Below are 19,513 nucleotides of genomic sequence, written 5' to 3' on the forward strand. Positions count from 1 at the left end.
TGCGTCGCCTTTTTCGTTTGCCATGGTCGCCGCGGGCGCTTCCGCCCAGGCTTCAGATCTCCTCAGGATCCCACGCGCATGACCCACATCCGTCCCGTCGCCGCCCTGTTGCTGGGTGGCATGCTCGCGGCAAGCCCCGCACTGGCCCAGTCGAAGGGGCAGATCGAGCGGCTGCACTCGCTGGAAACGCAGGTCGCGGCGCTGGGCGGGCCGGTGGAGGTGGCGCAGCTGTCGCCCTCCGTCGCGGCGGATTTCGAGATCCGGCTGCAGAACCTGGAACGCTCGATGCAGGAGCTGACCGGCAAGTACGAGGAGTCGACCTACCAGATCACGCAGCTGCGCGAGCGTCTGGAGAAGATCAACGGCGACATCGATTTCCGCCTGAAGGACCTGGAGAAGGGCGGCGGGGCGATGGGTGGCGCCATGGGTGGCGCGATGTCCGACGCCGCTCCGCCGAAGGCCGCCGCCAAGACCGACGACAAGAAGCCCGCCGACAAGCCGGCGCAGACTGCGGCCGCCAACCCGCCGTCCACCGCCGGGCTGTCGCCGGAAAAGCAGTACGAACAGGCGTTCGAGCTGCTGCGCAACTCCGACTATGACCGGGCGGAGAAGGCCCTGCAGGAGTTCATCGTCAAGAACAAGAGCCATGCCTATGCCGGCAACGCGCAGTACTGGCTGGGCGAAAGCTATTACGTCCGCAAGAAGTATCCGGATGCGGCTCAGGCCTTCGGCGAGGTGCTGTCGAAGTACCGCACCAACCCCAAGGCCCCCGACAGCCTGCTGAAGCTGGGCATGACGTTGCAGGAGATGAACCGCAAGTCGGATGCCTGCACCGCCTTCAACCAGCTGCTGAGCAAGTTTCCCGAGGCTTCGGCCAACGTCAAGCGCCGTGCCGATACGGAGCGCAAGCGTCTGAATTGCCCGGCCTGATGGCCGGCGCCGCCGCCGGCCCGGCCGACTCCGCTCCGGTGACGGCGCCGGAGTTCGACCGTGCGATGGCGGCGCTGGACGGGTTCGAGCCGGCACCCGCCGTGGCGGTCGGCCTGTCCGGCGGCGGCGACAGTCTGGCGCTGGCGCTGCTGCTGCGGCATTGGGTCGCAGAGCGGGGCGGAAGCCTGCTGGCGCTCACCGTCGATCACGGTCTCCGCAGCGAATCCGCAGCCGAGGCGGCGGCGGTCGGGCAGGCGATGGACCGGTTCGGCATTCCCCACCGCATCCTGCGCTGGAAGGGGGCGAAGCCGGCCGCCGGGCTGCAGGCGGCGGCGCGGGCGGCGCGCCACCGGCTGCTGGCCGATGCCTGTGCCGGGGCCGGCATCCTGCATCTGGCGCTCGCCCACCACCGCGACGATCAGGCGGAGACGGTGCTGCTGCGGCTGGCCCGCGGCTCCGGCACCGACGGGCTGGCGGGCATGGCGGCGGTGCGCGCCGATGGCGCCGTCCGGGTGATCCGTCCGCTGCTGGGATTTTCCCATGAGCGGTTGCTGGCGACCTGCCGTGCCGCCGGACTGGACTGGGTCGAGGATCCCTCCAACCACAACCCGCGCTTCGCCCGTGCCCGGCTGCGTGCCGCCCGCGATCTGCTGGGCGGGGAGGGGCTGGACGGCGACCGGCTGTGCGAGGTCGCCCGCCGCGCCGGCCGCGCCCGTGCGGCCCTCGAACAGGCGACCGCGGCGTTGCTGGCCCAGGCCGCGACCATCCATCCCGAAGGCTGGGTCACGTTGGCCCCGGCGCCGCTGCTGGCCGCGCCGGAGGAGATCGCGCTGCGGGCGCTGGCCCAGGCGCTGGCGGCGGTCGGTGGAGCGGGCCCGGTGCGGGACGAGGCGCTGGAGCGTCTGTTCGGCTCGCTGGCGGATGGGCGGGGCGGGACGCTGGGCGGCTGCGTGCTGCGGATGCGCCGCGGGGCGATCATGGTCGCGCGCGAGCCGGCGGCGGTGGAGCGCTTGACCGTGCCGCCCGGCGGCCGGGTCCTGTGGGACGGCCGCTTCGACCTGAGGGTGTCGCTGCGGTGGGAACGGCCCGTCGAAGTCGCGGCGCTGGGGGCCGCAGGCTGGCGCGATCGGGCGGGGCGGGGAGGCTATTCGGGGCTGTCCGATCTGCCGGCCCCGGTGCGGGAAACGCTGCCAAGCCTTTGGTTGGGAACGGAAATGCTTGCCATACCCACCATCGGTGGAGCATACGGGTCGGACGCGGATGGACAGGACCCGATGGACCGCGCGATCTTCCGCCCGATTTCGCCGTTGGGAAGACCAGCTTTTACGGTTGTTTCGGACCGGCGCGGCATTATTTAATCTGGGAACGTGCCCGTAGGAGTCCGGGGTGCGGCCTTGTCGGCGCACCGCATGGCGATGGGTTCGCAGAAAGGCGTGTGACGTGAACAATTTCGGCAAGAACCTCGCGCTCTGGATCATCATAGGGCTGCTGCTCGTGGCCCTGTTCAACCTGTTCCAGAGTTCCTCCACCCGCAGCCCGCAAACGACCGTTCCGTTCAGCGAGCTTCTCGCCGAAGTGGACCGGGGCCAGGTCGCCGACGTGACGATCAAGGGCAACCAGGTTTCGGGCCATTTCTCGGACGGCCGCTCCTTCAGCACCTATGTCCCGCCTGAAGCGGGGCTGGTGGAGCGCCTGACCAACAAGAACGTCCGGATCAACGCGGTCCCCGACGACAGCAACGTGCCGTCGCTGTTCTCGGTGCTGCTGTCCTGGTTCCCGATGCTGCTGCTGATCGGCGTCTGGATCTTCTTCATGCGCCAGATGCAGTCGGGCGGCGGCAAGGCGATGGGCTTCGGCAAGTCGCGGGCCCGCCTGCTGACCGAGAAGGTCGGGCGCGTGACCTTCGACGACGTCGCCGGCATCGACGAGGCCAAGCAGGAGCTGACGGAAATCGTCGAGTTCCTGAAGGACCCGCAGAAGTTCCAGCGGCTGGGCGGCAAGATCCCGAAGGGCTGCCTTCTGGTCGGTCCTCCGGGTACGGGTAAGACGCTGACCGCCCGCGCGGTGGCCGGCGAAGCCAATGTCCCGTTCTTCACCATCTCCGGTTCGGACTTCGTCGAAATGTTCGTCGGCGTCGGCGCATCCCGTGTCCGCGACATGTTCGAACAGGGCAAGAAGAACGCCCCCTGCATCATCTTCATCGACGAGATCGACGCGGTCGGCCGCCATCGCGGCGCCGGCCTGGGCGGCGGCAACGACGAACGCGAGCAGACCCTCAACCAGCTGCTGGTCGAGATGGACGGCTTCGAGGCGAACGAGGGCGTCATCCTGATCGCCGCGACCAACCGTCCGGACGTTCTCGACCCCGCGCTGCTGCGTCCGGGCCGCTTCGACCGTCAGGTCGTGGTGCCGAACCCCGACGTGCTGGGCCGCGAGAAGATCCTCAAGGTCCACATGCGGAAGGTCCCGCTGTCGCCGGACGTCGACGCCAAGGTCATCGCCCGCGGCACCCCCGGCTTCTCCGGCGCCGATCTGGCCAACCTGGTCAACGAGGCGGCGCTGCTCGCGGCCCGCATCGGCAAGCGCGTCGTCGGCATGGCCGAGTTCGAGGCCGCCAAGGACAAGGTCATGATGGGTGCGGAACGCCGCTCCATGGTGATGACCGAGGACGAGAAGAAGCTGACCGCCTACCACGAGGCCGGCCACGCCATCTGCGCCATCCACTGCGCCGACAGCGACCCGGTCCACAAGGCCACCATCATCCCGCGCGGCCGTGCGCTGGGCATGGTGATGCGCCTGCCGGAAGGCGACCGCATCAGCCTGTCGCAGGCCAAGCTGCTGGCCGACCTGTGCGTTGCCATGGGCGGCCGCATCGCCGAGGAGCTGATCTTCGGCAAGGAGCGGGTGACCACCGGTGCCTCTGGCGACATCAAGATGGCGACCGAGATGTCGCGCCGCATGGTGACGGAGTGGGGCATGAGCGACAAGCTCGGCCCGCTGCTGTACGGCGAGCCGACGCAGGAGGTGTTCCTGGGCCATTCCGTGACCCAGCACAAGAACATGTCCGACCGCACCGCCCAGCTGGTCGACGAGGAGATCCGCCGCATCGTGGACGAGAGCTACGAGCGCGCCCGGACCATCCTGACCGAGAACATCGACCAGCTGCACACCCTGGCCAAGGGCCTGCTGGAGTACGAGACGCTGAGCGGCGACGAGATCAACCGTCTGCTGCGCGGCGAACCGATCCTGCGCGACGACGACCGCGACACGGTCGCCGCCCCGCCGCCGCGCCCGACCGCCGGCGGACGCCGCTCCTCCGTCCCGCCGAGCAGCGGGCAGGAAAGCGGTGGCATGGGTCCGGAGCCGCAGGGTACGTAAGGCTTCGAAGAGTTTGACATGAAGAAGGCGGCGCTGTGAGGCGCCGCCTTTTTTCTTGAGAGCGTGATTGCAGTGGGTGAGCGCTCGCCCCCTCCCTAACCCTCCCCCGCTTTGCGGGAGAGGGAACTGCCGCTGTCGTACGGCTAAACCGCGCACCAAGTGTCCTGCCCCCTCTCCCGCGATCGGACCGACCTACGGTCGGCCGAGGGCGGGGAGGGGGCAGACTGTAGGCTCGGGAGATCCCTCAGAACGCGCCCTTCTGCTCGCGGCGGCGGTCGAGCGCCACGTCGAACTGGCGGAGCAGCTTCTGCATGCCTTCGAAGTAGAGCTTGCGCGACGGCGTGTTCTTCATGCAGCGGGCGTCCAGATGGGCGACGCTGGTCAGGGCCGAGACGCAGTAGCCGAGCAGCCAGTAGCGCGAGCGGATGCTGCGCAGATAGTCGCGGAAGGGCTCCGGCTGGCCGTTCATGAAGCTGCTGAAGGAGGTCTCGTAGTCCGACAGGATGGTGCGGATGTCGAGCAGCGTCGTCTCCAGCAGCTTGCCCACCTTCTCGATGTGCATCAGCAGCTGGGTCTCGTAGGGCTTGTGCATGCGGATGTCGACCGGAATGCACTCCCGCGACTTCAGCCAGGTCAGGATGATGCGGGCGCGCGGCGCGATGCGGCGCAGCTGGTACTCGTAGAAGGTCGTGCCCTTCCAGGCGCTGAAGATGGTGTCGGCTTCCGCCCGTTCGATGCCGAAGGCGGAGACGAACAGGCCGGCCTCTTCCAGGTTGGGGTTCCAGATCGCCTCCAGGAAGCGCTCGATGCTCTGGGCGTTGCCCTGGCTGCCGGACAGCGCCTTGCGGACGATCGGCTCGATCGGGCGCGGATCAGGCGGCGGAGCTGGTGGTCCTCCTCGTTGCTGATCAGCCAGTGGCGCGGATCGACGTTGACCTTTTCCGCCTCGAAGCAGGTCTTCAGCAGGAAGGCGTCGAGCGACGGCACGTCGTCGATCATCTGCAGCATCTTCATGTCGCCGATGATGCCGTTTTCCTGCGGCCCGTGCTTGATGCCGAACTGTTCTTCCAGCAGCGCCTCGCTGTTGCGGCCGCGCAGATAGACGGCGACGCCGCCGGATTCGGGCGACTTGGCGTTGTGCGGCACATAGATGCCGGTCTCGACCGGCCGGCTGCCGCCCTCCAGCTCCTCGTCCTCCGCCATCGGATCGCCGCCGTCGTCGTCGCGGTCGTCGAAGTTCGGATATTTGAAGAGGATGCAGTTGTTCAGGCCCTGCGCCTTGAACATGCGCTGCTCTTCGGGGATTTCGCGCGTGATGGCGATGAGATTCATCGACACGCTGGAGCCGCCGTAAAGGATCTGCTCAAGGATCGGAGAAACCGAGTCCATTTTCTTGCGAGCGCGCATGAATATTACCCAAATCCGCGAATATTGCGCAAATCATAAACGCCGCCTTCGCAAACGCAAAGAGGGATCGGTGAACCGATCCCCCTCCTCGTCATGCGATTGCAGGCACGATGCCGCCGCTCAACCGGGCGGGCCTCAGCCGGCCTTCGGCGTGCCGCCCAGCGAGCCCAGCAGGCTGGCGACCTCGGCCGCCTCGTCCACCGCGACCATGCCGACGGTGTGATAGCCGCTGTCGACATGCATCACCTCGCCGGTGACGCCGCTGCCGAGATCGGACATCAGGAACAGGCCGGCGCCGCCGACCTCCTGGATGGTGACGTTGCGCTTCAGCGGGGCGTTCAGCTCGTTCCATTTCAGGATGTAGCGGAAGTCGCCGATGCCGCTGGCTGCCAGCGTCTTGATCGGGCCGGCGGAGATGGCGTTGACACGGATGTTGCGGCCACCCAGATCGACGGCCAGATAGCGCACGCTGGCCTCCAGCGCCGCCTTGGCGACACCCATCACATTGTAATGGGGCATGACGCGTTCGGCGCCGTAATAGGATAGAGTGAGCAGGCTGCCGCCGTCCTTCATCAGCGGCACGGCGCGCTGCGCCACCGCGGTGAAGGAGTAGCAGGAGATGTCCATGGTGCGCAGGAAGTTGGCCCGCGTCGTATCCAGATACAGCCCGTCCAGTTCGTTCTTGTCGGAAAAGGCGATGGCATGAACCACGAAGTCCAGCCCGCCCCATTCCTTCTCGATGGCGGCGAAGGTCGCGTCGATGCTGCCCTCGTCCGTCACGTCGCAGGGCAGGACCAGCTTGGCGCCGACCTGTTCGGCCAGCGGCTTCACCCGCTTCAGCAGCGCATCGCCCTGATAGGTGAAGGCAAGCTCCGCCCCGTGCTGGGCCAGGGTGGAGGCGATCCCCCAGGCGATCGAACGATCGTTGGCCACACCCATGATCAGGCCACGCTTGCCGGCCATGAGCGGCATCGGATTGGACATCGGAACCTCGTGAACGACGGAAGTGCTGCGGCTGGAGCCGCGAAAAGTGCGGCGCATCCTACACGAAAGCGCCCACCGGTCAAACCGACGCGGGCTGTCTTGTCGCAGGAGGCGTCGCATGTCCGTCTTTAAGGACAAACCGCGCCTGGAGGAGGAGGAGCGCAGCCGCATCGTGACCGGGCTGAAGGAGCTGGGCGGCTTCTTCGGCCATTCGATGTTGCGCTTCTACAACGACAACTGCTTCCAGACCGCGGCGGCGCTGACCTACACCTCGCTGCTGGCGATCGTGCCGATCATGACCATCGGCTTCGCCATCTTCTCGGCCTTTCCCGCCTTCAGCGCGCTGCAGATGCGGATCCAGACCGCCGTCATCAAGAATCTGGTACCGGAGATCGGCGACGCGATCCTCGAGTATCTCGGCCGCTTCATGGCGAATGCCGGCCAGATGCCGATCTTCGGCGTGATCGGGCTGGCGATGTCGGCGGTGCTGCTGATCTGGACCATAGAGGGGTCCTTCGCCACCGTTTGGCGCGTGCGGGAGCCGCGGTCCTACGTCACCCGCATCCTGTCCTTCTGGGCGGTGGTGTCGCTGACGCCGCTGTTCGCCGGCGCCAGCCTGTCGCTGTCCAGCACGCTGTGGACCGCGCTGGAGCTGGCTCATCTGGAGGGGGTGGTCCATCCGCTGGCCGGCATCGGCATGCTGCTGCCCTTTGTCTTGCAGCTGATCGGCTGCACGCTTTTGTACCTCATCATCCCCAACCGCGACGTCTTCTGGCTCGACGCCCTGTGCGGCGGGGCCATCGGATCGGTCCTGCTGGAGGGATCGAAGGCGATCTTCGGCTGGTACATGCGCGAATACCCCGCCTACCAGACCATCTACGGCGCGCTGTCGGTCGTGCCGATCTTCCTGTTCTGGCTCTACATCGCATGGTCGACGGTGCTGTTCGGCGCGGTGGTCGCCGCGTCCCTTCCGGAATGGCGGGCAGGCAAGGTCACCCGCGGCGGCATGGAGGGGCTGCTGCCGGCCCAGCGGCTGGCGCTGGCGCTCGCCGTCCTGCACGAGCTGATGGAGGCGAGCCGGCTGGGCGTGGGACTGCGCCGCCGCACGCTGGTCGGTCGCGTCCCGGTGGGCACCCTGCTGATCGACGGCATCCTGGAACAGCTGCGCGACGCCCATTGGGTCGCCCATACCACGCGCGACGCCTGGGTGGTGACCCGCGACATGGGCGAGGCGACGCTCTTGGAGCTGATGAAGGCGCTGGGCATCGGCATGCGCGGCTCCGTCCACGGGCTGGGCGGGCTGGAACTGCCCTGGCAGGAGCGCACCGCCCGCCTGCTGGACGCAGCGGAATCGAGTCAGAGCGATCTGCTGAGCGTGCCGCTGAAGACGCTGCTGAACGACGATCCCCCGCCGGAGGGTCAGCCGGCGGGGCAGGGGGAGAGGCAAGGAGCGGCGGGGGGCGGTGCCGCTGCGGGCGGTGAAGAAGTAGCCGCTCAAGCGACGGCGGGCGAACCGGCAGTCGGCTGCGGCGGCGGGCCGAAGCGGTTCTCTGCGGCATCGCCCTTGGTCGCCGTCCAGACGAGGAGGACGATCCATCCGATCACCGGAACCATCGCCAACAGCAGCCACCAGCCGGACCGCCCGACGTCGTGCATGCGGCGGGCCGACACAGCCAAGCCCGGCAGCAGCAGCGCCAGATTGGTGATGGAGCTCAGGGGGCTGGCATCCTCGAATGGAAAGAGAGCGACATCGATGATGCCGGTGACGATGCTGATCAGCACGGTGAACAGAACCCAATACCAGTATTCGGATCGCAGTGCGCGGCCGGAGAACCCGACATATTGGGAAAACACCGACCTGATGGCTTCGAAGAAATTCATCGTCCGCTACCTCGGCGAATGGCCTGCCGCGATTGGTCAGCCTGATGACGTCACGATCTGCAGGCAATCGGTGCGGTGCAACACTCTCATTCGATGCGGAACAGTCCCGACCGCGGCGTCGTGACGCGCTCCAGGACTCCGCGCAAATGAAAACGGCCCGCCCCGAAGGGCAGGCCGCATGTCGATCGCCGCATGCAGGTCGACCGGCCGCTTTCGCTTACTCCAGCCCCGCCTTCCTGCGGACGTCGTAGCTGCGGGTCTTGGCCCACTGTTCCACGAACTTGACCAGTTCGGCATCCGGCGGGTCGGGCAGGACGACCTTAAGCTTCACATACTGGTCGCCCGGCTGCTTGGTGGCCTGGTTGACCACGCCCTTGCCGCGCAGCCGCAGGACGGAGCCGGTGTTGGCGCCGGGGGGCACCTTCACCGCCACCTTACCGCTGATGGTCGGGACGTTGACGGTGGCGCCGAGCACCGCCTCGTTCAGGGTGATCGGCACCTCGACGTGGATGTCGCTCTCCTGCCGGGTGAAGAAGGGGTGGGATTCGACATGCACCTCGACGATGGCGTCGCCGTTGGGCATGCCGCCCATGCCGGGCAGGCCCTGGCCCTTCAGGCGCAGCTTCGTCTCGTTCTCCGTCCCGGGCGGGATGGCGACGTCGATGCTCTTGCCGTTGGACAGGTTGATGCGCCGCTTCGACCCGTTCGCCGCCTCCACGAAGGGGACGGTGACGGAATAGGAGATGTCGCTGCCGCGAACCTTCGGCCCGGTGGAGCCGCCGCCCATGCCGGCCCCGGCCCCCGCCCCGGCACCGCCGGGACGGCGCCGGCCGCCGCCGAACAGGTCGGAGAACCAGTCGTCACCGCCGCCGAAGAAACTGTCGTCGGCGGTGCCGCTGTAGGCCTTGCCCCGGCTGGTCCGGCCGCGGGCGCCGAAGCCCGCGTGCCGTTCCTGCCCGGACGGGTCGATCTCGCCACGGTCGTAGCGGGCGCGCTTCTCGGTATCCGACAGCAGCGTGTAGGCGGCCGAGATTTCCTTGAACCGCTCCTCGTTGGCGGCGTCGCCCGGCTTCAGGTCCGGGTGATGCTGCTTGGCGAGCTTGCGGTACGCCTTCTTGATGTCGTCGGCACTGGCGGACCGGCTGACGCCGAGAACGCTGTAGGGATCGCGCGTAGCCACGGGCAGAGGATTCCCGCCCCAACGGGGCTCAAAGGTTGCGGAACGGAGATGTTACGAGTTGCCGATGATCTTCCACGTACCGTCGGCCTGTTTGCAAGCGGTTCCGTACGCCTGCTCCGTCCGGCCCTTGACCACGATGGTCTGCTGGAACTCGCGGCAATAGGTGCCGGTGTTGCTGTAGCCGTCGCGGGTGGTGACGATGGTGCCGGAGTTGCCCGACTGCGGGTTGTTCCAGGTGATGCGGTCGCCGACCGGAGCGGCATAGGCCTGGCGGGCGGCGGTCTCGGCATAGCCGGCGTCGGCCTTGTCGAGCGAGCTGCCGACCTCGCGGCCGATGAAGGCGCCCAGCAGCGTGCCGACGCCGGTCGCCACCAGCTTGCCCGTTCCGCCGCCGATCTGCGAACCGATCAGGCCGCCGGCCACGGCGCCGCCGACCGTGCCGACCGTTTCCTTCTGACCGCCCGTCTGGCACCCGGCCAGCAGGCCCACGACGATCACGGCCGGAACGACTTTCTTCACGAACATCCTTGCGCCTCGAAAAGGTTGGTTGCCGCGGCACCTTATCGGTGGCTTCGCGGTGGACAGTGATATAAGCGACCCTATCCTTGCTGTGAATTGTGATGAGGCTGTGACCCTTTCGCTTTTGCACAGAAGATAGCCCCCGCCTCCCGCCTTCGGCCGGTGCGGGACCCATCAAGGCCGGACCCGATCGTAACAGGACCATGGGCATGACCGACAGCAGCGAGCGCGACCCTTACGAACTCTTCGCCGAATGGATGAAGGAGGCCGAGCAGAGCGAGCCCAACGACCCCAACGCCATGGCGCTGGCAACCGCCGATGCGGCCGGCGTTCCGTCGGTGCGCATGGTCCTGCTGAAGGGCATCGATCCGCGCGGCTTCGTCTTCTACACCAACACCGAGAGCCGCAAGGGCGAACAGATGCTGGCGAATCGGAACGCCGCCCTCTGCTTCCACTGGAAGACCCTGCGCCGGCAGGTGCGGGTCGAAGGACCGGTGGAGGTCGTCACCGACGCCGAGGCCGACGCCTATTTCGAAAGCCGCCCGCGCGAAAGCCGCATCGGTGCCTGGGCCTCGCAGCAGTCGCGCCCGCTGGAAGGCCGCTGGGAGCTGGAGAAGCGGGTGGCGCAGTTCACCGCGAAGTACGCCATCGGCACCGTGCCCCGCCCGCCGCACTGGACCGGCTTCCGCGTCCTGCCATCGCGGATCGAGTTTTGGCGCGACCGGCCCTTCCGCCTGCACGACCGGCTCGTCTACCGCCGCGCCGTGGAGACGGCGGACGCGGCCCCGCCGGTTTGGACGACGGAGCGGCTTTATCCCTAAACCCCAGGTCCTGAACCCTAGGCCCCGAAGAGGCCCCGAACAGAGGCAGGTCGTGAGCGAACAACCGGGAAGCGGCGCGCGGGCGGATCGTCTGCGCCGCTACGCCACCTATGCCAGCGTGACGGTGGCCTCCACCCTGATCGCGGCGAAACTGGGCGCCTATCTGCTGACCGAATCGGTCAGCATCCTGTCGTCGCTGATCGATTCGACCACCGACCTGATGGCGTCCCTGGTGACGCTGCTGGCGGTGCGCCAGGCCCTGCGGCCGGCCGACGCCAACCACCGCTACGGCCACGGCAAGGCGGAGGCGCTGGCGGCGCTGGCCCAGGCGGCCTTCATCGCCGGGTCCGCCGTGCTGCTGAGCGTGGAGGCGGTGCGGCGCATCATCCGGCCGGAACCGATCGGCGAGGGGGCGGTGGGCATCGCGGTGATGCTGCTGTCGATCGCGCTGACCGCCGGCCTCATCACCTTCCAGCGCCGGGTGCAGGCGGCCACCGGCTCCGTCGCCATCGGGGCCGACCGGCTGCATTACGCCGGCGACCTGCTGATGAACAGCGCCGTCATCGCCGCCATCCTGCTGACCGAGGCGACCGGGCTCGCCATCGTCGATCCGCTGTTCGGCATCGGCATCGCGCTGTTCCTGCTGAACGGCGCCCGCGGCGTGGCGCGCGATGCGCTGGACGTGCTGATGGACCGCGAACTGGGGCAGGAGGAGCGCGATCGCATCGCGACGCTGGCGCGGGCCGAGCCGGGCGTGCGGGGCTTGCACGACCTGCGCACCCGCAACGCCGGCACCGGCTGCTTCATCGAGCTGCATCTGGAGCTGGACGGCGGCCTCACCCTGACCGCGGCGCACGAGATCGCCGACCGGGTGGAGCGGCGTCTGCGGGATGCCTTCGTCAATGCCGAGGTGCTGGTCCATCAGGAGCCCGCCGGGCTGGCCGACGAGCGTCTGGACAACCGCATCGCCGGCTGAGCGCAGGCGTCCGCCGCCGCTTGCGGCCGGCCGCCATTGCCGCTTGCGGATTGTCACCGATGATACGGTTCCGTATTGCGGGTAAAACCGTATTTCGCGATCAACCGGCCATGCTGCACAATCGGCGGGCGTGGCCTCTCCTAAAGGTATCCTACCAAAGGACAGGGGGTGCCGGGCCCATCCCGGACCGCCGGTTCATTGCGAACATGTCTCAAAAGCGCAATAATAGTGCTTGGGAGAAAGCGCTCAGTTACAAAACAGCAAGAATGGTGGGCATAATGGATGGAAGCTTCGCGCTTCGGCCACATCTGATCGCGGACATCGCAACGGAGGCCGGAAACCTCGGCATCGAGATCGCGGACATCGCCGGCCACATCGAGGATGTGAACGCCCGGGTCACCCACCAGTCGGAGGTTTTCACACAGCTGCGGGATACCGGCGCCAAGATGTCGCGCAGCACGCAGCGCATCTCGGAAGCTTCGGCGGTCGCGCGGTCGGTCACCGAACAGGCGCGGCAGGAGGTCGACAGCTCGCACGACCGGGTGCAGCAGTCGCTGTCCGACATCCATGCGCTGGTGTCCTCGGTGACGGGGATCGAGGGGCAGATCGCCGGCTTGCGCGACGCGCTGGACCGGGTCGGCAAGGTCGCCAAGGAGATCTTCACCATCGCCAAGCAGACCAACCTGCTGGCGCTGAACGCCACCATCGAGGCGGCGCGGGCCGGCGACGCCGGGCGCGGCTTCGCCGTGGTCGCCAACGAGGTGAAGTCGCTGTCCACCAAGACCAGCGAGGCGACGACGGAGATCGACGCGACGCTGAAATACCTGAACGAGCAGGCCCAGCGCCTGATGACGGAGAGTGCGGCCAGCGCCGCCAAGGCCCGCGCGGTCAGCGAGGGCACCACCGCCATCGGCACGGTGATCGAGACGGTGGGCCGCGCCATGCGCGAACTGAACGGCGAGACCGACAAGATCGACGCCGCCTCCGCCGAGATCGGCGCCAATTGCGGCGAGCTGGAGCATGAGATCGCCGACCTCGCCGCCGGGGTGAAGCTGTCCAGCGACAACCTCGCCCAGGCCCGCGACCGGGTGAACAATCTGGTCGGCATGAGCGAGCGGCTGATCGGTGTGACGGCCGAACTGAACATCGAGACGGTCGATACCCCCTTCATCGCCGCGGTGAAGGACGCCGCCGCCAAGGTGTCCGCCGCCTTCGAGGAGGCGCTGTCCCGCGGCGACATCACCGAGGCCGACCTGTTCGACCGCAATTACCAGCCGATCGCCGGATCGGACCCCCAGCAGATGATGACCCGCTTCACCCAGCTGTGCGACCGCCTGCTGCCCGGCATCCAGGAACCGGTGCTGTCCGCCAACGGCCGGATCGTCTTCTGCGTGGCGGTGGACGACAACGGCTATCTGCCCACCCACAACCGGCAATTCAGCCAGCCGCAGGGGCGCGACCCGGTCTGGAACGCCGCCAACTGCCGGAACCGCCGGATCTTCAACGACCGCGTCGGTCTGGCCGCCGGCCGCAACACCAAGCCCTTCCTGCTGCAGACCTACCGCCGCGACATGGGCGGCGGGAAATACGCCCTGATGAAGGACGTCTCCGCCCCCGTCACGGTGCGCGGCCGCCATTGGGGAGGGCTGCGGCTGGCCTACAAGGTGTGAGGAAAGTCCGGGACTGTGCCCCCTCCCAAGGCCCCCACGGCACCACCATCGTGTACAAGGCGGTGAATCGCGGTAAACTCGGCCGCCAAAGGGGTTGAGACGGCGCAAACTTGCGCTCTGGAGGCGGGGGAATGGGCTTCACGGTTACCTTCTGGGGCGTGCGCGGCACGATTCCCTGCCCGATGGCCTCGCATCTGGGCTTCGGCGGCAACACCTCATGCGTCGAGGTGCAGGCCGGCAAGCAGCGGATCATCATCGATGCGGGAACCGGCCTGCGCCTGCTCGGGCGCAAGCTGCTGGCGGAGGGGGTGACCAGCGCCACGCTGCTGCTGAGTCACACCCACCTGGACCATATCAGCGGCTTTCCCTTCTTCGCGCCGGCCTACACCAAGGGCTTCGGGCTGCGGGTGATCTCCGGCCACCTCACCGGCAGCCCGGACATCGAATCGGTGATGGCCCGGCAGATGGAACGGCCGCTGTTCCCGGTGCCGCTGCGCACCATGGGCGGCGACCTCAGCTTCCTGGAGGTGCCGCCCGGCCACAGCTTCAAGCTGGAGGGCGGGGTGCGCATCCACACCGCGGCGCTGAACCACCCCGACGGCGCCACCGGCTACCGCATCGAGTATCAGGGCCGCTCGCTCGCCTATGTCACCGACACCGAGCATGTGCCGGACCATCCCGACCGCAACATCCTGAACCTGGTGGACGGGGTCGACCTGCTGCTTTACGACTCCACCTACACCGACGAGGAGTGGGCGCAGCGCGTCGGCTGGGGCCATTCCACCTGGATGGAGGCCGTGCGGATCGCCCGCGCGGCCCATGTGAAGACGCTGGGCCTGTTCCACCACGATCCCGATCACGACGACGCCACCATGGAACGGATCGAAGCCGCGGCGAAGGCGGAGTTCCCCAATTGCTTCGCCGCGCGCGAGGGCACGACGATCTCCCTGGAATGATCTCCCCGAAAGAATGACGGCCACAATCCTGATCCTGTTCGGCGCCACCTATCTGGGCATGGCGCTGGGCCGCTTTCCCGGTCTCAGCATCGACCGCACCGGCATCGCGCTTGTCGCCGCCATCCTGCTGCTGGCGACCGGGGCGCTCGACACCGGCCAGCTGGTGGAAGCGGTCGATTTTCCGACGATCTTCATCCTGCTGGGGCTGATGATCCTGTCGGCGCAATATGCCGGCAGCGGATTCTACGACTGGTGCGCGCTGAGGGTGGCGCAGGCGGCGCGGTCGCCGGCGCGGCTGCTGGCGGTGATCGTGCTGGTCGCCGGCGGGCTGTCGGCGGTGCTGGCGAATGACGTGGTCGTCTTCGCCATGACGCCGATGCTGTGCCTGGGCCTGCTGGCGCGCAAGCTGGACCCGCGGCCCTACCTGATCGCACTGGCCGGCGCCGCCAATGCCGGGTCGGCGGCGACGGTGATCGGCAATCCGCAGAACATCCTGATCGGGCAGGTCGGGCATCTCGATTTCTGGCGCTTCGCGGCGGTGTGCGCCGGTCCGGCCCTGGCCGCCATGCTCATCGTCTACCTGATCGTCTGGTTCGTCTGGCGCGGCCGCTTCGGCGAACCCGCCGTGGAGGGTATGGGTGGGGAGGTGGCGCCGGTGCCGCTCGACCGCTGGCAACTGGGCAAGGCGGTGGCGGCGACGCTGGTGCTGCTGGTGCTGTTCACCCGCGACATCCCGCAGGAACATTCCGTGCTGCTGGTGGCCGGCGTCATGATGGTCAGCCGGCGCATGGCCAGTCGCGACATGCTGGGCATGGTGGACTGGCACCTGCTGGTCCTGTTCGCGGCACTCTTCGCCATCAACCATGCGCTGGGGCTGACCGGCATCCCGGCGGCACTGGTCGGCGACCTGCAGGCGGCGGGATGGCTGCCCGACCGGCTGGCGGTGATGGTGCCGATTGCGCTCGCCGGCAGCAACAGCATCGGCAACGTGCCGGCGGTGATCCTGCTGCTGGCGGCATGGCCGAACCCGCCGGAAGGCGCGCTGTACGGGCTGGCGCTGCTGTCGACGCTGGCCGGCAACCTGCTGCTGCCGGGAAGCCTTGCCAACATCATCGTGGCGGAGCGGGCGGCGGCCTCCGGCGTGCGGCTGGGCTTTGTCGAGCATGCCCGCTGCGGTGTGCCGATCGCGCTGCTGTCGATGGCGGTGGCGGCGGTCTGGCTGTGGGCCGGCGGCTGGATGGCGCTTTGACCGCATGATCTGTGACCTGTGATCGTATCGTAATTTTTTAAAGTGCAAGCCTCTTCTTCAGACTGCGACAAATGGAGTAATCTGTTCGCGCACCGGGGGAGGCGCGCTGTGAGTTTGGTCGTGCAGTTCATGGAGTTCATCGAAAGCGCGCCGAACCAATCGCTTCGCGCGCTGAGCGACCGCGTGCTGCGCAAATGCCGCGAGGTGACGGGGGCGGAGGCCGGGACGGTCTTCATGCTGCGCGGGCAGGGGCGGGGCCGGCATCTGGAGGCGGTCAGCGCCCAGAACGACGTCATCCGCGCCAAATCGGCCCTGTTCACGGTGCCGGTGAACCAGACCTCCATCGTCGGCTATGTCGCGTCCACCGGCGAGACCCTGCTGCTGGACGACGCCTATGCGATCCCGGAGGAGCGGCCCTACCGCTTCAACCCCGCCTTCGACCAGCGCACCGGTTTCCGCACCCGCTCCATCATGGCCTTCGCGCTGAAGGGCGCCCGCGGCCGTCCCATCGGGGTGGTGCAACTGATCAACCGCCGGCCCGTGCCGGGGGAGGCGGGGGCGCCGATCTTCCTGCCCGTCCACGAGCAGATGATCGCCCCGGTCAACCACATCGTCGGCCGTGCCCTGGAACGCGCCGCGACGCTGGAGCGGCTGACCGAGCGCAACCGCGCCCTGACCAGGGAGCGCCGCCGCGTCGCCGAACTCCAGGCGGAGACGGAGCGCGCCTTCATGGTGTCGGTCAACCTGCTGGCCCGCGCCGCCGAGGTGCATGACGAGGACACCGGCAACCACATCCTGCGCGTCAACGAATATTCCTACGCGCTGGCCGGCTGGGCCGGCTGCAGCCGTGCCTTCTGCGACGAGATCCGCTTTTCCGCCGCCCTGCACGACGTCGGCAAGATGAGCGTCGATCAGGCGGTCCTGCACAAGAAGGGCAGGCTGGACGCGCGGGAACTGGCGGAGATGCAGCGCCACCCGGTGTATGGCCACAACATCCTGGTGGTGTCGGACCGGCTGAAGATGGCCGCGGACATCGCGCTGTGCCACCACGAGCAGTGGGCCGGCACCGGCTATCCCCACGGGCTGAAGGGCGAGGAAATCCCGCTCGCCGCCCGCATCGTCGCCATCGCCGACTGCTATGACGCCCTGCGCAGCGCCCGTCCCTACAAGCCGTCCTTCAGCCACGAGAAGACGGTGGACATCCTGCTGAACGGCGACGACCGGCTGGATCCCAAAATCCACTTCGACCCCCGCCTGCTCTCCCTGTTCGCAGCCCGTCATGTCGAGTTCGACGCCATCTGGGAGGCTCTGAAGGACAAGGCCCCGGTCGAGGCCTGAGGGCGGGCATCGCGAACGCTTCCTCCAAACACACCCCTTGATCCGTATCAACGCGAACGGTCAGTGTTGCGGGTGAAATGGCGGGGAGAGGGAGCGACCATGAAGTATGTCGAAGAGTTCCGCGATCCGGTTCTTGCCCGCAACGTCGCCGCCGCCATCGCGCGGGAGGTGCGGACCGACCGCTCCTATCATCTGATGGAGTTCTGCGGCGGGCACACCCACGCCATCTCCCGCTACGGCATTCCCGATCTCCTGCCCGCCAACGTCCGCATGATCCACGGGCCGGGCTGCCCGGTCTGCGTGCTGCCGGTCGGGCGGATCGACGACGCCATCGCGCTCGCCCGCCGGCCGGAAGTGACGCTCTGCACCTATGGCGACGTCATGCGCGTGCCCGGATCGGGGCGGCTCAGCCTGCTGAAGGCCAAGGCGCAGGGGGCCGACGTCCGCATGGTGGTGGCGGCCGACGCCGCGGTGCGCATCGCCGCGGAGAATCCGGACCGGCAGGTCGTGTTCCTCGCCATCGGCTTCGAGACGACGACTCCGCCCACCGCGCTGGCGGTGCGCGCCGCGGCGGCGCAGGGGCTGACCAACTTCTCCGTCTTCTGCAACCATGTGCTGACCCCCTCGGCCATCCAGGGCATCCTGTCCGGCAAGGAGGAGGGGCTGTCGCTGGACGGCTTCGTCGGGCCGGCCCATGTGTCGGTGGTCATCGGATCGGAGGCTTACGCCCCGGCCGCGGCAGAGCACGGCAAGCCGGTGGTGATCTCCGGCTTCGAACCGCTGGACGTACTGCAGTCGATCCTGATGCTGGTCCGCCAGATCAACGACGGCCGGGCGGAGGTCGAGAACCAGTTCACCCGTGCCGTCACCGCCGACGGCAACCGCAAGGCCCAGGCCCTGGTGGCCGAGATCTTCGAGGCCCGCCCCTCCTTCGAATGGCGCGGCCTGGGCAGCATCCCGCACAGCGGGCTGAAGCTGCGCGAGGCTTATGCCGCCTTCGACGCCGAACGGCGCTTCCCCATCGCCGGCGCCAGCGTGCCCGACCACAAGGGCTGCGATTGCGGCGCCATCCTGCGCGGGGTGAAGCGGCCGGTCGACTGCAAGCTGTTCGACACCGTCTGCACGCCGGAGAACCCGATGGGCTCCTGCATGGTCTCGGCCGAAGGGGCCTGCGCCGCCCACTACACCTACGGGCGGTTCCGCGACGCCTGAGCCGCGATGATCGCCGGCATCGCAGCCTTGCGACCTTTCGCCGCAGGCTGGACGGACGCTGCGCGGTTAAACATGATGCACATGAAACAATCCGCCCGGCCCCTGGTCGGTCCGGCGGAGAACGGCAGACGTCGGAAGACATCGCATTTCATACCGGGAGGACCCGCATGACCTACAAGCACATCCTCGTTCACCTCGACAGCAGCCCGCATGTGGAGGCGCGGCTGGACGCGGCCATCGCGCTGGCGCAGCGTCACGGCGCCTTCCTGCGCGGCCTGTTCGCGCAGGGCGACCGCAACGCCACCAGCGTCATCGCCCGGCGGTCGAGCGACCATCTGGTCGAGGCGGCGGGGCGCAGCGAGGCGCTGTTCCGGGACAAGCTGGCCGCGGCCGGCCTGCAGGGCCAGTGGCACGGCCTGACCCACGGCGAATACAACCATGTCATCCGCGAAGTCATCATCTGGTCGCGCTTCGCCGACCTGACCGTGCTGGGCCAGTACGACCGGGAAGCCGGGTCGCAGGCGGCGCCGGAGGAACTGAACGAGCAGGTGGTGCTGAATTCCGGCCGTCCGGTCCTGGTCGTTCCCTATGCCGGCCGCTTCCCGGTGATCGGCAAGCGCGTCGCCGTCGCCTGGAACGCCGAGCGCGAGGCCGCCCGCGCCCTGTCCGACGCCATGCCGATGCTGGAGAAGGCCGACGAGGTGACGGTCATCACCGTCCTGACCCAGGCATCGAACTCCGCACCGGAGGCGCCGCGGGTCGGTCTGCTCGACCATCTGGCCTTCCACGGCGTGACGGCGGAGCAGACCCACTTCACCGTGACCGACATCGGCGCGATGGACGCCCTGCTGGCCCGTGCCATGGACACCGGCGCCGACCTGCTGGTGATGGGCGCCCACGGCCATTACGGCTTCCCGTTCCTGCACCGCGGCAGCGGCACCCGGCACGTCCTGCGCAGCTGCCCGGTGCCGCTGCTGCTGTCGCATTGAGCGGGTGTCGGGGGGCTTCGTTT

Annotated in this window: 17 protein-coding genes; 12 read left to right on the forward strand and 5 right to left on the reverse strand. The window is 68.0% G+C overall.

What is annotated here, in order from left to right; all coding sequences use genetic code 11:
- The first annotated feature begins 78 nt into the window (after positions 1 to 78).
- From ybgF to ftsH, 3 genes are all read left to right on the forward strand, one after another.
- Positions 79 to 930: a tol-pal system protein YbgF gene (gene ybgF / locus AB8P05_RS13510; RefSeq protein WP_455171256.1), complete on the forward strand. Its 852-nt coding sequence runs from the start codon at positions 79 to 81 to the stop codon at positions 928 to 930.
- A complete protein-coding gene (tilS, locus tag AB8P05_RS13515; protein ID WP_472758297.1) occupies positions 918 to 2,288 on the forward strand; it encodes a tRNA lysidine(34) synthetase TilS in 1,371 nt (456 codons plus the stop codon). The genes ybgF and tilS overlap by 13 nt, the downstream gene beginning before the upstream one ends.
- An 82-nt stretch (positions 2,289 to 2,370) precedes the next feature.
- Positions 2,371 to 4,308, forward strand: a complete 1,938-nt coding sequence (gene ftsH / locus AB8P05_RS13520) for an ATP-dependent zinc metalloprotease FtsH (protein ID WP_063634124.1) — start codon at positions 2,371 to 2,373, stop codon at positions 4,306 to 4,308.
- Between the two features lie 244 nt (positions 4,309 to 4,552).
- On the opposite strand, the gene AB8P05_RS13525 is transcribed toward ftsH, so the two are convergent.
- From AB8P05_RS13525 to fabI, 3 genes are all read right to left on the reverse strand, one after another.
- Positions 4,553 to 4,900 (reverse strand): hypothetical protein, encoded by a 348-nt coding sequence (locus AB8P05_RS13525; protein WP_472758298.1) that lies wholly within the window; start codon positions 4,898 to 4,900, stop codon positions 4,553 to 4,555.
- 41 nt (positions 4,901 to 4,941) lie between these two features.
- Positions 4,942 to 5,697 (reverse strand): hypothetical protein, encoded by a 756-nt coding sequence (locus AB8P05_RS13530; RefSeq protein ID WP_472758299.1) that lies wholly within the window; start codon positions 5,695 to 5,697, stop codon positions 4,942 to 4,944.
- A 153-nt stretch (positions 5,698 to 5,850) separates the two neighbouring features.
- Entirely contained in the window at positions 5,851 to 6,699 is an 849-nt protein-coding gene (fabI, locus tag AB8P05_RS13535; RefSeq protein WP_085088841.1) for an enoyl-ACP reductase FabI, read from the reverse strand.
- 118 nt (positions 6,700 to 6,817) lie between these two features.
- Here fabI and AB8P05_RS13540 point away from each other — a divergent pair, with 118 nt between their 5' ends.
- A complete protein-coding gene (locus AB8P05_RS13540) occupies positions 6,818 to 8,704 on the forward strand; it encodes a YihY family inner membrane protein (protein ID WP_472758300.1) in 1,887 nt (628 codons plus the stop codon).
- Positions 8,705 to 8,797: 93 nt separating this feature from the next.
- Here AB8P05_RS13540 and AB8P05_RS13545 read toward each other — a convergent pair whose 3' ends face one another.
- Positions 8,798 to 9,760: a DnaJ C-terminal domain-containing protein gene (locus AB8P05_RS13545; RefSeq protein ID WP_455171260.1), complete on the reverse strand. Its 963-nt coding sequence runs from the start codon at positions 9,758 to 9,760 to the stop codon at positions 8,798 to 8,800.
- A 51-nt stretch (positions 9,761 to 9,811) separates the two neighbouring features.
- A complete protein-coding gene (locus AB8P05_RS13550) occupies positions 9,812 to 10,285 on the reverse strand; it encodes an RT0821/Lpp0805 family surface protein (RefSeq protein ID WP_472758301.1) in 474 nt (157 codons plus the stop codon).
- 203 nt (positions 10,286 to 10,488) lie between these two features.
- Here AB8P05_RS13550 and pdxH point away from each other — a divergent pair, with 203 nt between their 5' ends.
- From pdxH to AB8P05_RS13590, 8 genes are all read left to right on the forward strand, one after another.
- Positions 10,489 to 11,100: a pyridoxamine 5'-phosphate oxidase gene (gene pdxH, locus AB8P05_RS13555; RefSeq protein ID WP_472758302.1), complete on the forward strand. Its 612-nt coding sequence runs from the start codon at positions 10,489 to 10,491 to the stop codon at positions 11,098 to 11,100.
- A gap of 52 nt (positions 11,101 to 11,152) precedes the next feature.
- Complete coding sequence (locus tag AB8P05_RS13560; RefSeq protein ID WP_472758303.1) at positions 11,153 to 12,076, forward strand: cation diffusion facilitator family transporter; 924 nt, start codon at positions 11,153 to 11,155, stop codon at positions 12,074 to 12,076.
- 278 nt (positions 12,077 to 12,354) lie between these two features.
- Positions 12,355 to 13,746 carry a methyl-accepting chemotaxis protein gene (locus tag AB8P05_RS13565; RefSeq protein WP_472758304.1) on the forward strand — a complete coding sequence of 464 codons (1,392 nt, stop codon included), beginning with the start codon at positions 12,355 to 12,357 and terminating at the stop codon, positions 13,744 to 13,746.
- Positions 13,747 to 13,877: 131 nt separating this feature from the next.
- A complete protein-coding gene (locus AB8P05_RS13570) occupies positions 13,878 to 14,702 on the forward strand; it encodes an MBL fold metallo-hydrolase (RefSeq protein ID WP_455171265.1) in 825 nt (274 codons plus the stop codon).
- Positions 14,703 to 14,715: 13 nt separating this feature from the next.
- Positions 14,716 to 15,951, forward strand: coding sequence for an SLC13 family permease (locus tag AB8P05_RS13575; protein WP_472758305.1), 1,236 nt, complete (start codon positions 14,716 to 14,718; stop codon positions 15,949 to 15,951).
- Positions 15,952 to 16,059: 108 nt separating this feature from the next.
- Entirely contained in the window at positions 16,060 to 17,289 is a 1,230-nt protein-coding gene (locus tag AB8P05_RS13580; protein WP_472758306.1) for an HD domain-containing phosphohydrolase, read from the forward strand.
- 99 nt (positions 17,290 to 17,388) lie between these two features.
- Positions 17,389 to 18,501 (forward strand): hydrogenase formation protein HypD, encoded by a 1,113-nt coding sequence (gene hypD, locus AB8P05_RS13585; RefSeq protein WP_472758307.1) that lies wholly within the window; start codon positions 17,389 to 17,391, stop codon positions 18,499 to 18,501.
- A 167-nt stretch (positions 18,502 to 18,668) separates the two neighbouring features.
- Positions 18,669 to 19,490, forward strand: a complete 822-nt coding sequence (locus AB8P05_RS13590; RefSeq protein ID WP_472758308.1) for a universal stress protein — start codon at positions 18,669 to 18,671, stop codon at positions 19,488 to 19,490.
- The last annotated feature ends 23 nt before the right edge of the window (positions 19,491 to 19,513 follow it).

This window comes from Azospirillum sp. VT-I1 (genome assembly GCF_055698305.1).

Coding starts and splice junctions, on each gene's coding strand:
- ybgF (WP_455171256.1), top strand. CDS start 79: ATGACCCACATCCGTCCCGTCGCCGCCCTGTTGCTGGGTGGCATGCTC.
- AB8P05_RS13525 (WP_472758298.1), bottom strand. CDS start 4,900: ATGCACAAGCCCTACGAGACCCAGCTGCTGATGCACATCGAGAAGGTG.
- AB8P05_RS13530 (WP_472758299.1), bottom strand. CDS start 5,697: ATGGACTCGGTTTCTCCGATCCTTGAGCAGATCCTTTACGGCGGCTCC.
- fabI (WP_085088841.1), bottom strand. CDS start 6,699: ATGTCCAATCCGATGCCGCTCATGGCCGGCAAGCGTGGCCTGATCATG.
- AB8P05_RS13540 (WP_472758300.1), top strand. CDS start 6,818: ATGTCCGTCTTTAAGGACAAACCGCGCCTGGAGGAGGAGGAGCGCAGC.
- AB8P05_RS13550 (WP_472758301.1), bottom strand. CDS start 10,285: ATGTTCGTGAAGAAAGTCGTTCCGGCCGTGATCGTCGTGGGCCTGCTG.
- pdxH (WP_472758302.1), top strand. CDS start 10,489: ATGACCGACAGCAGCGAGCGCGACCCTTACGAACTCTTCGCCGAATGG.
- AB8P05_RS13565 (WP_472758304.1), top strand. CDS start 12,355: ATGGATGGAAGCTTCGCGCTTCGGCCACATCTGATCGCGGACATCGCA.
- AB8P05_RS13570 (WP_455171265.1), top strand. CDS start 13,878: ATGGGCTTCACGGTTACCTTCTGGGGCGTGCGCGGCACGATTCCCTGC.
- AB8P05_RS13575 (WP_472758305.1), top strand. CDS start 14,716: ATGACGGCCACAATCCTGATCCTGTTCGGCGCCACCTATCTGGGCATG.
- hypD (WP_472758307.1), top strand. CDS start 17,389: ATGAAGTATGTCGAAGAGTTCCGCGATCCGGTTCTTGCCCGCAACGTC.
- AB8P05_RS13590 (WP_472758308.1), top strand. CDS start 18,669: ATGACCTACAAGCACATCCTCGTTCACCTCGACAGCAGCCCGCATGTG.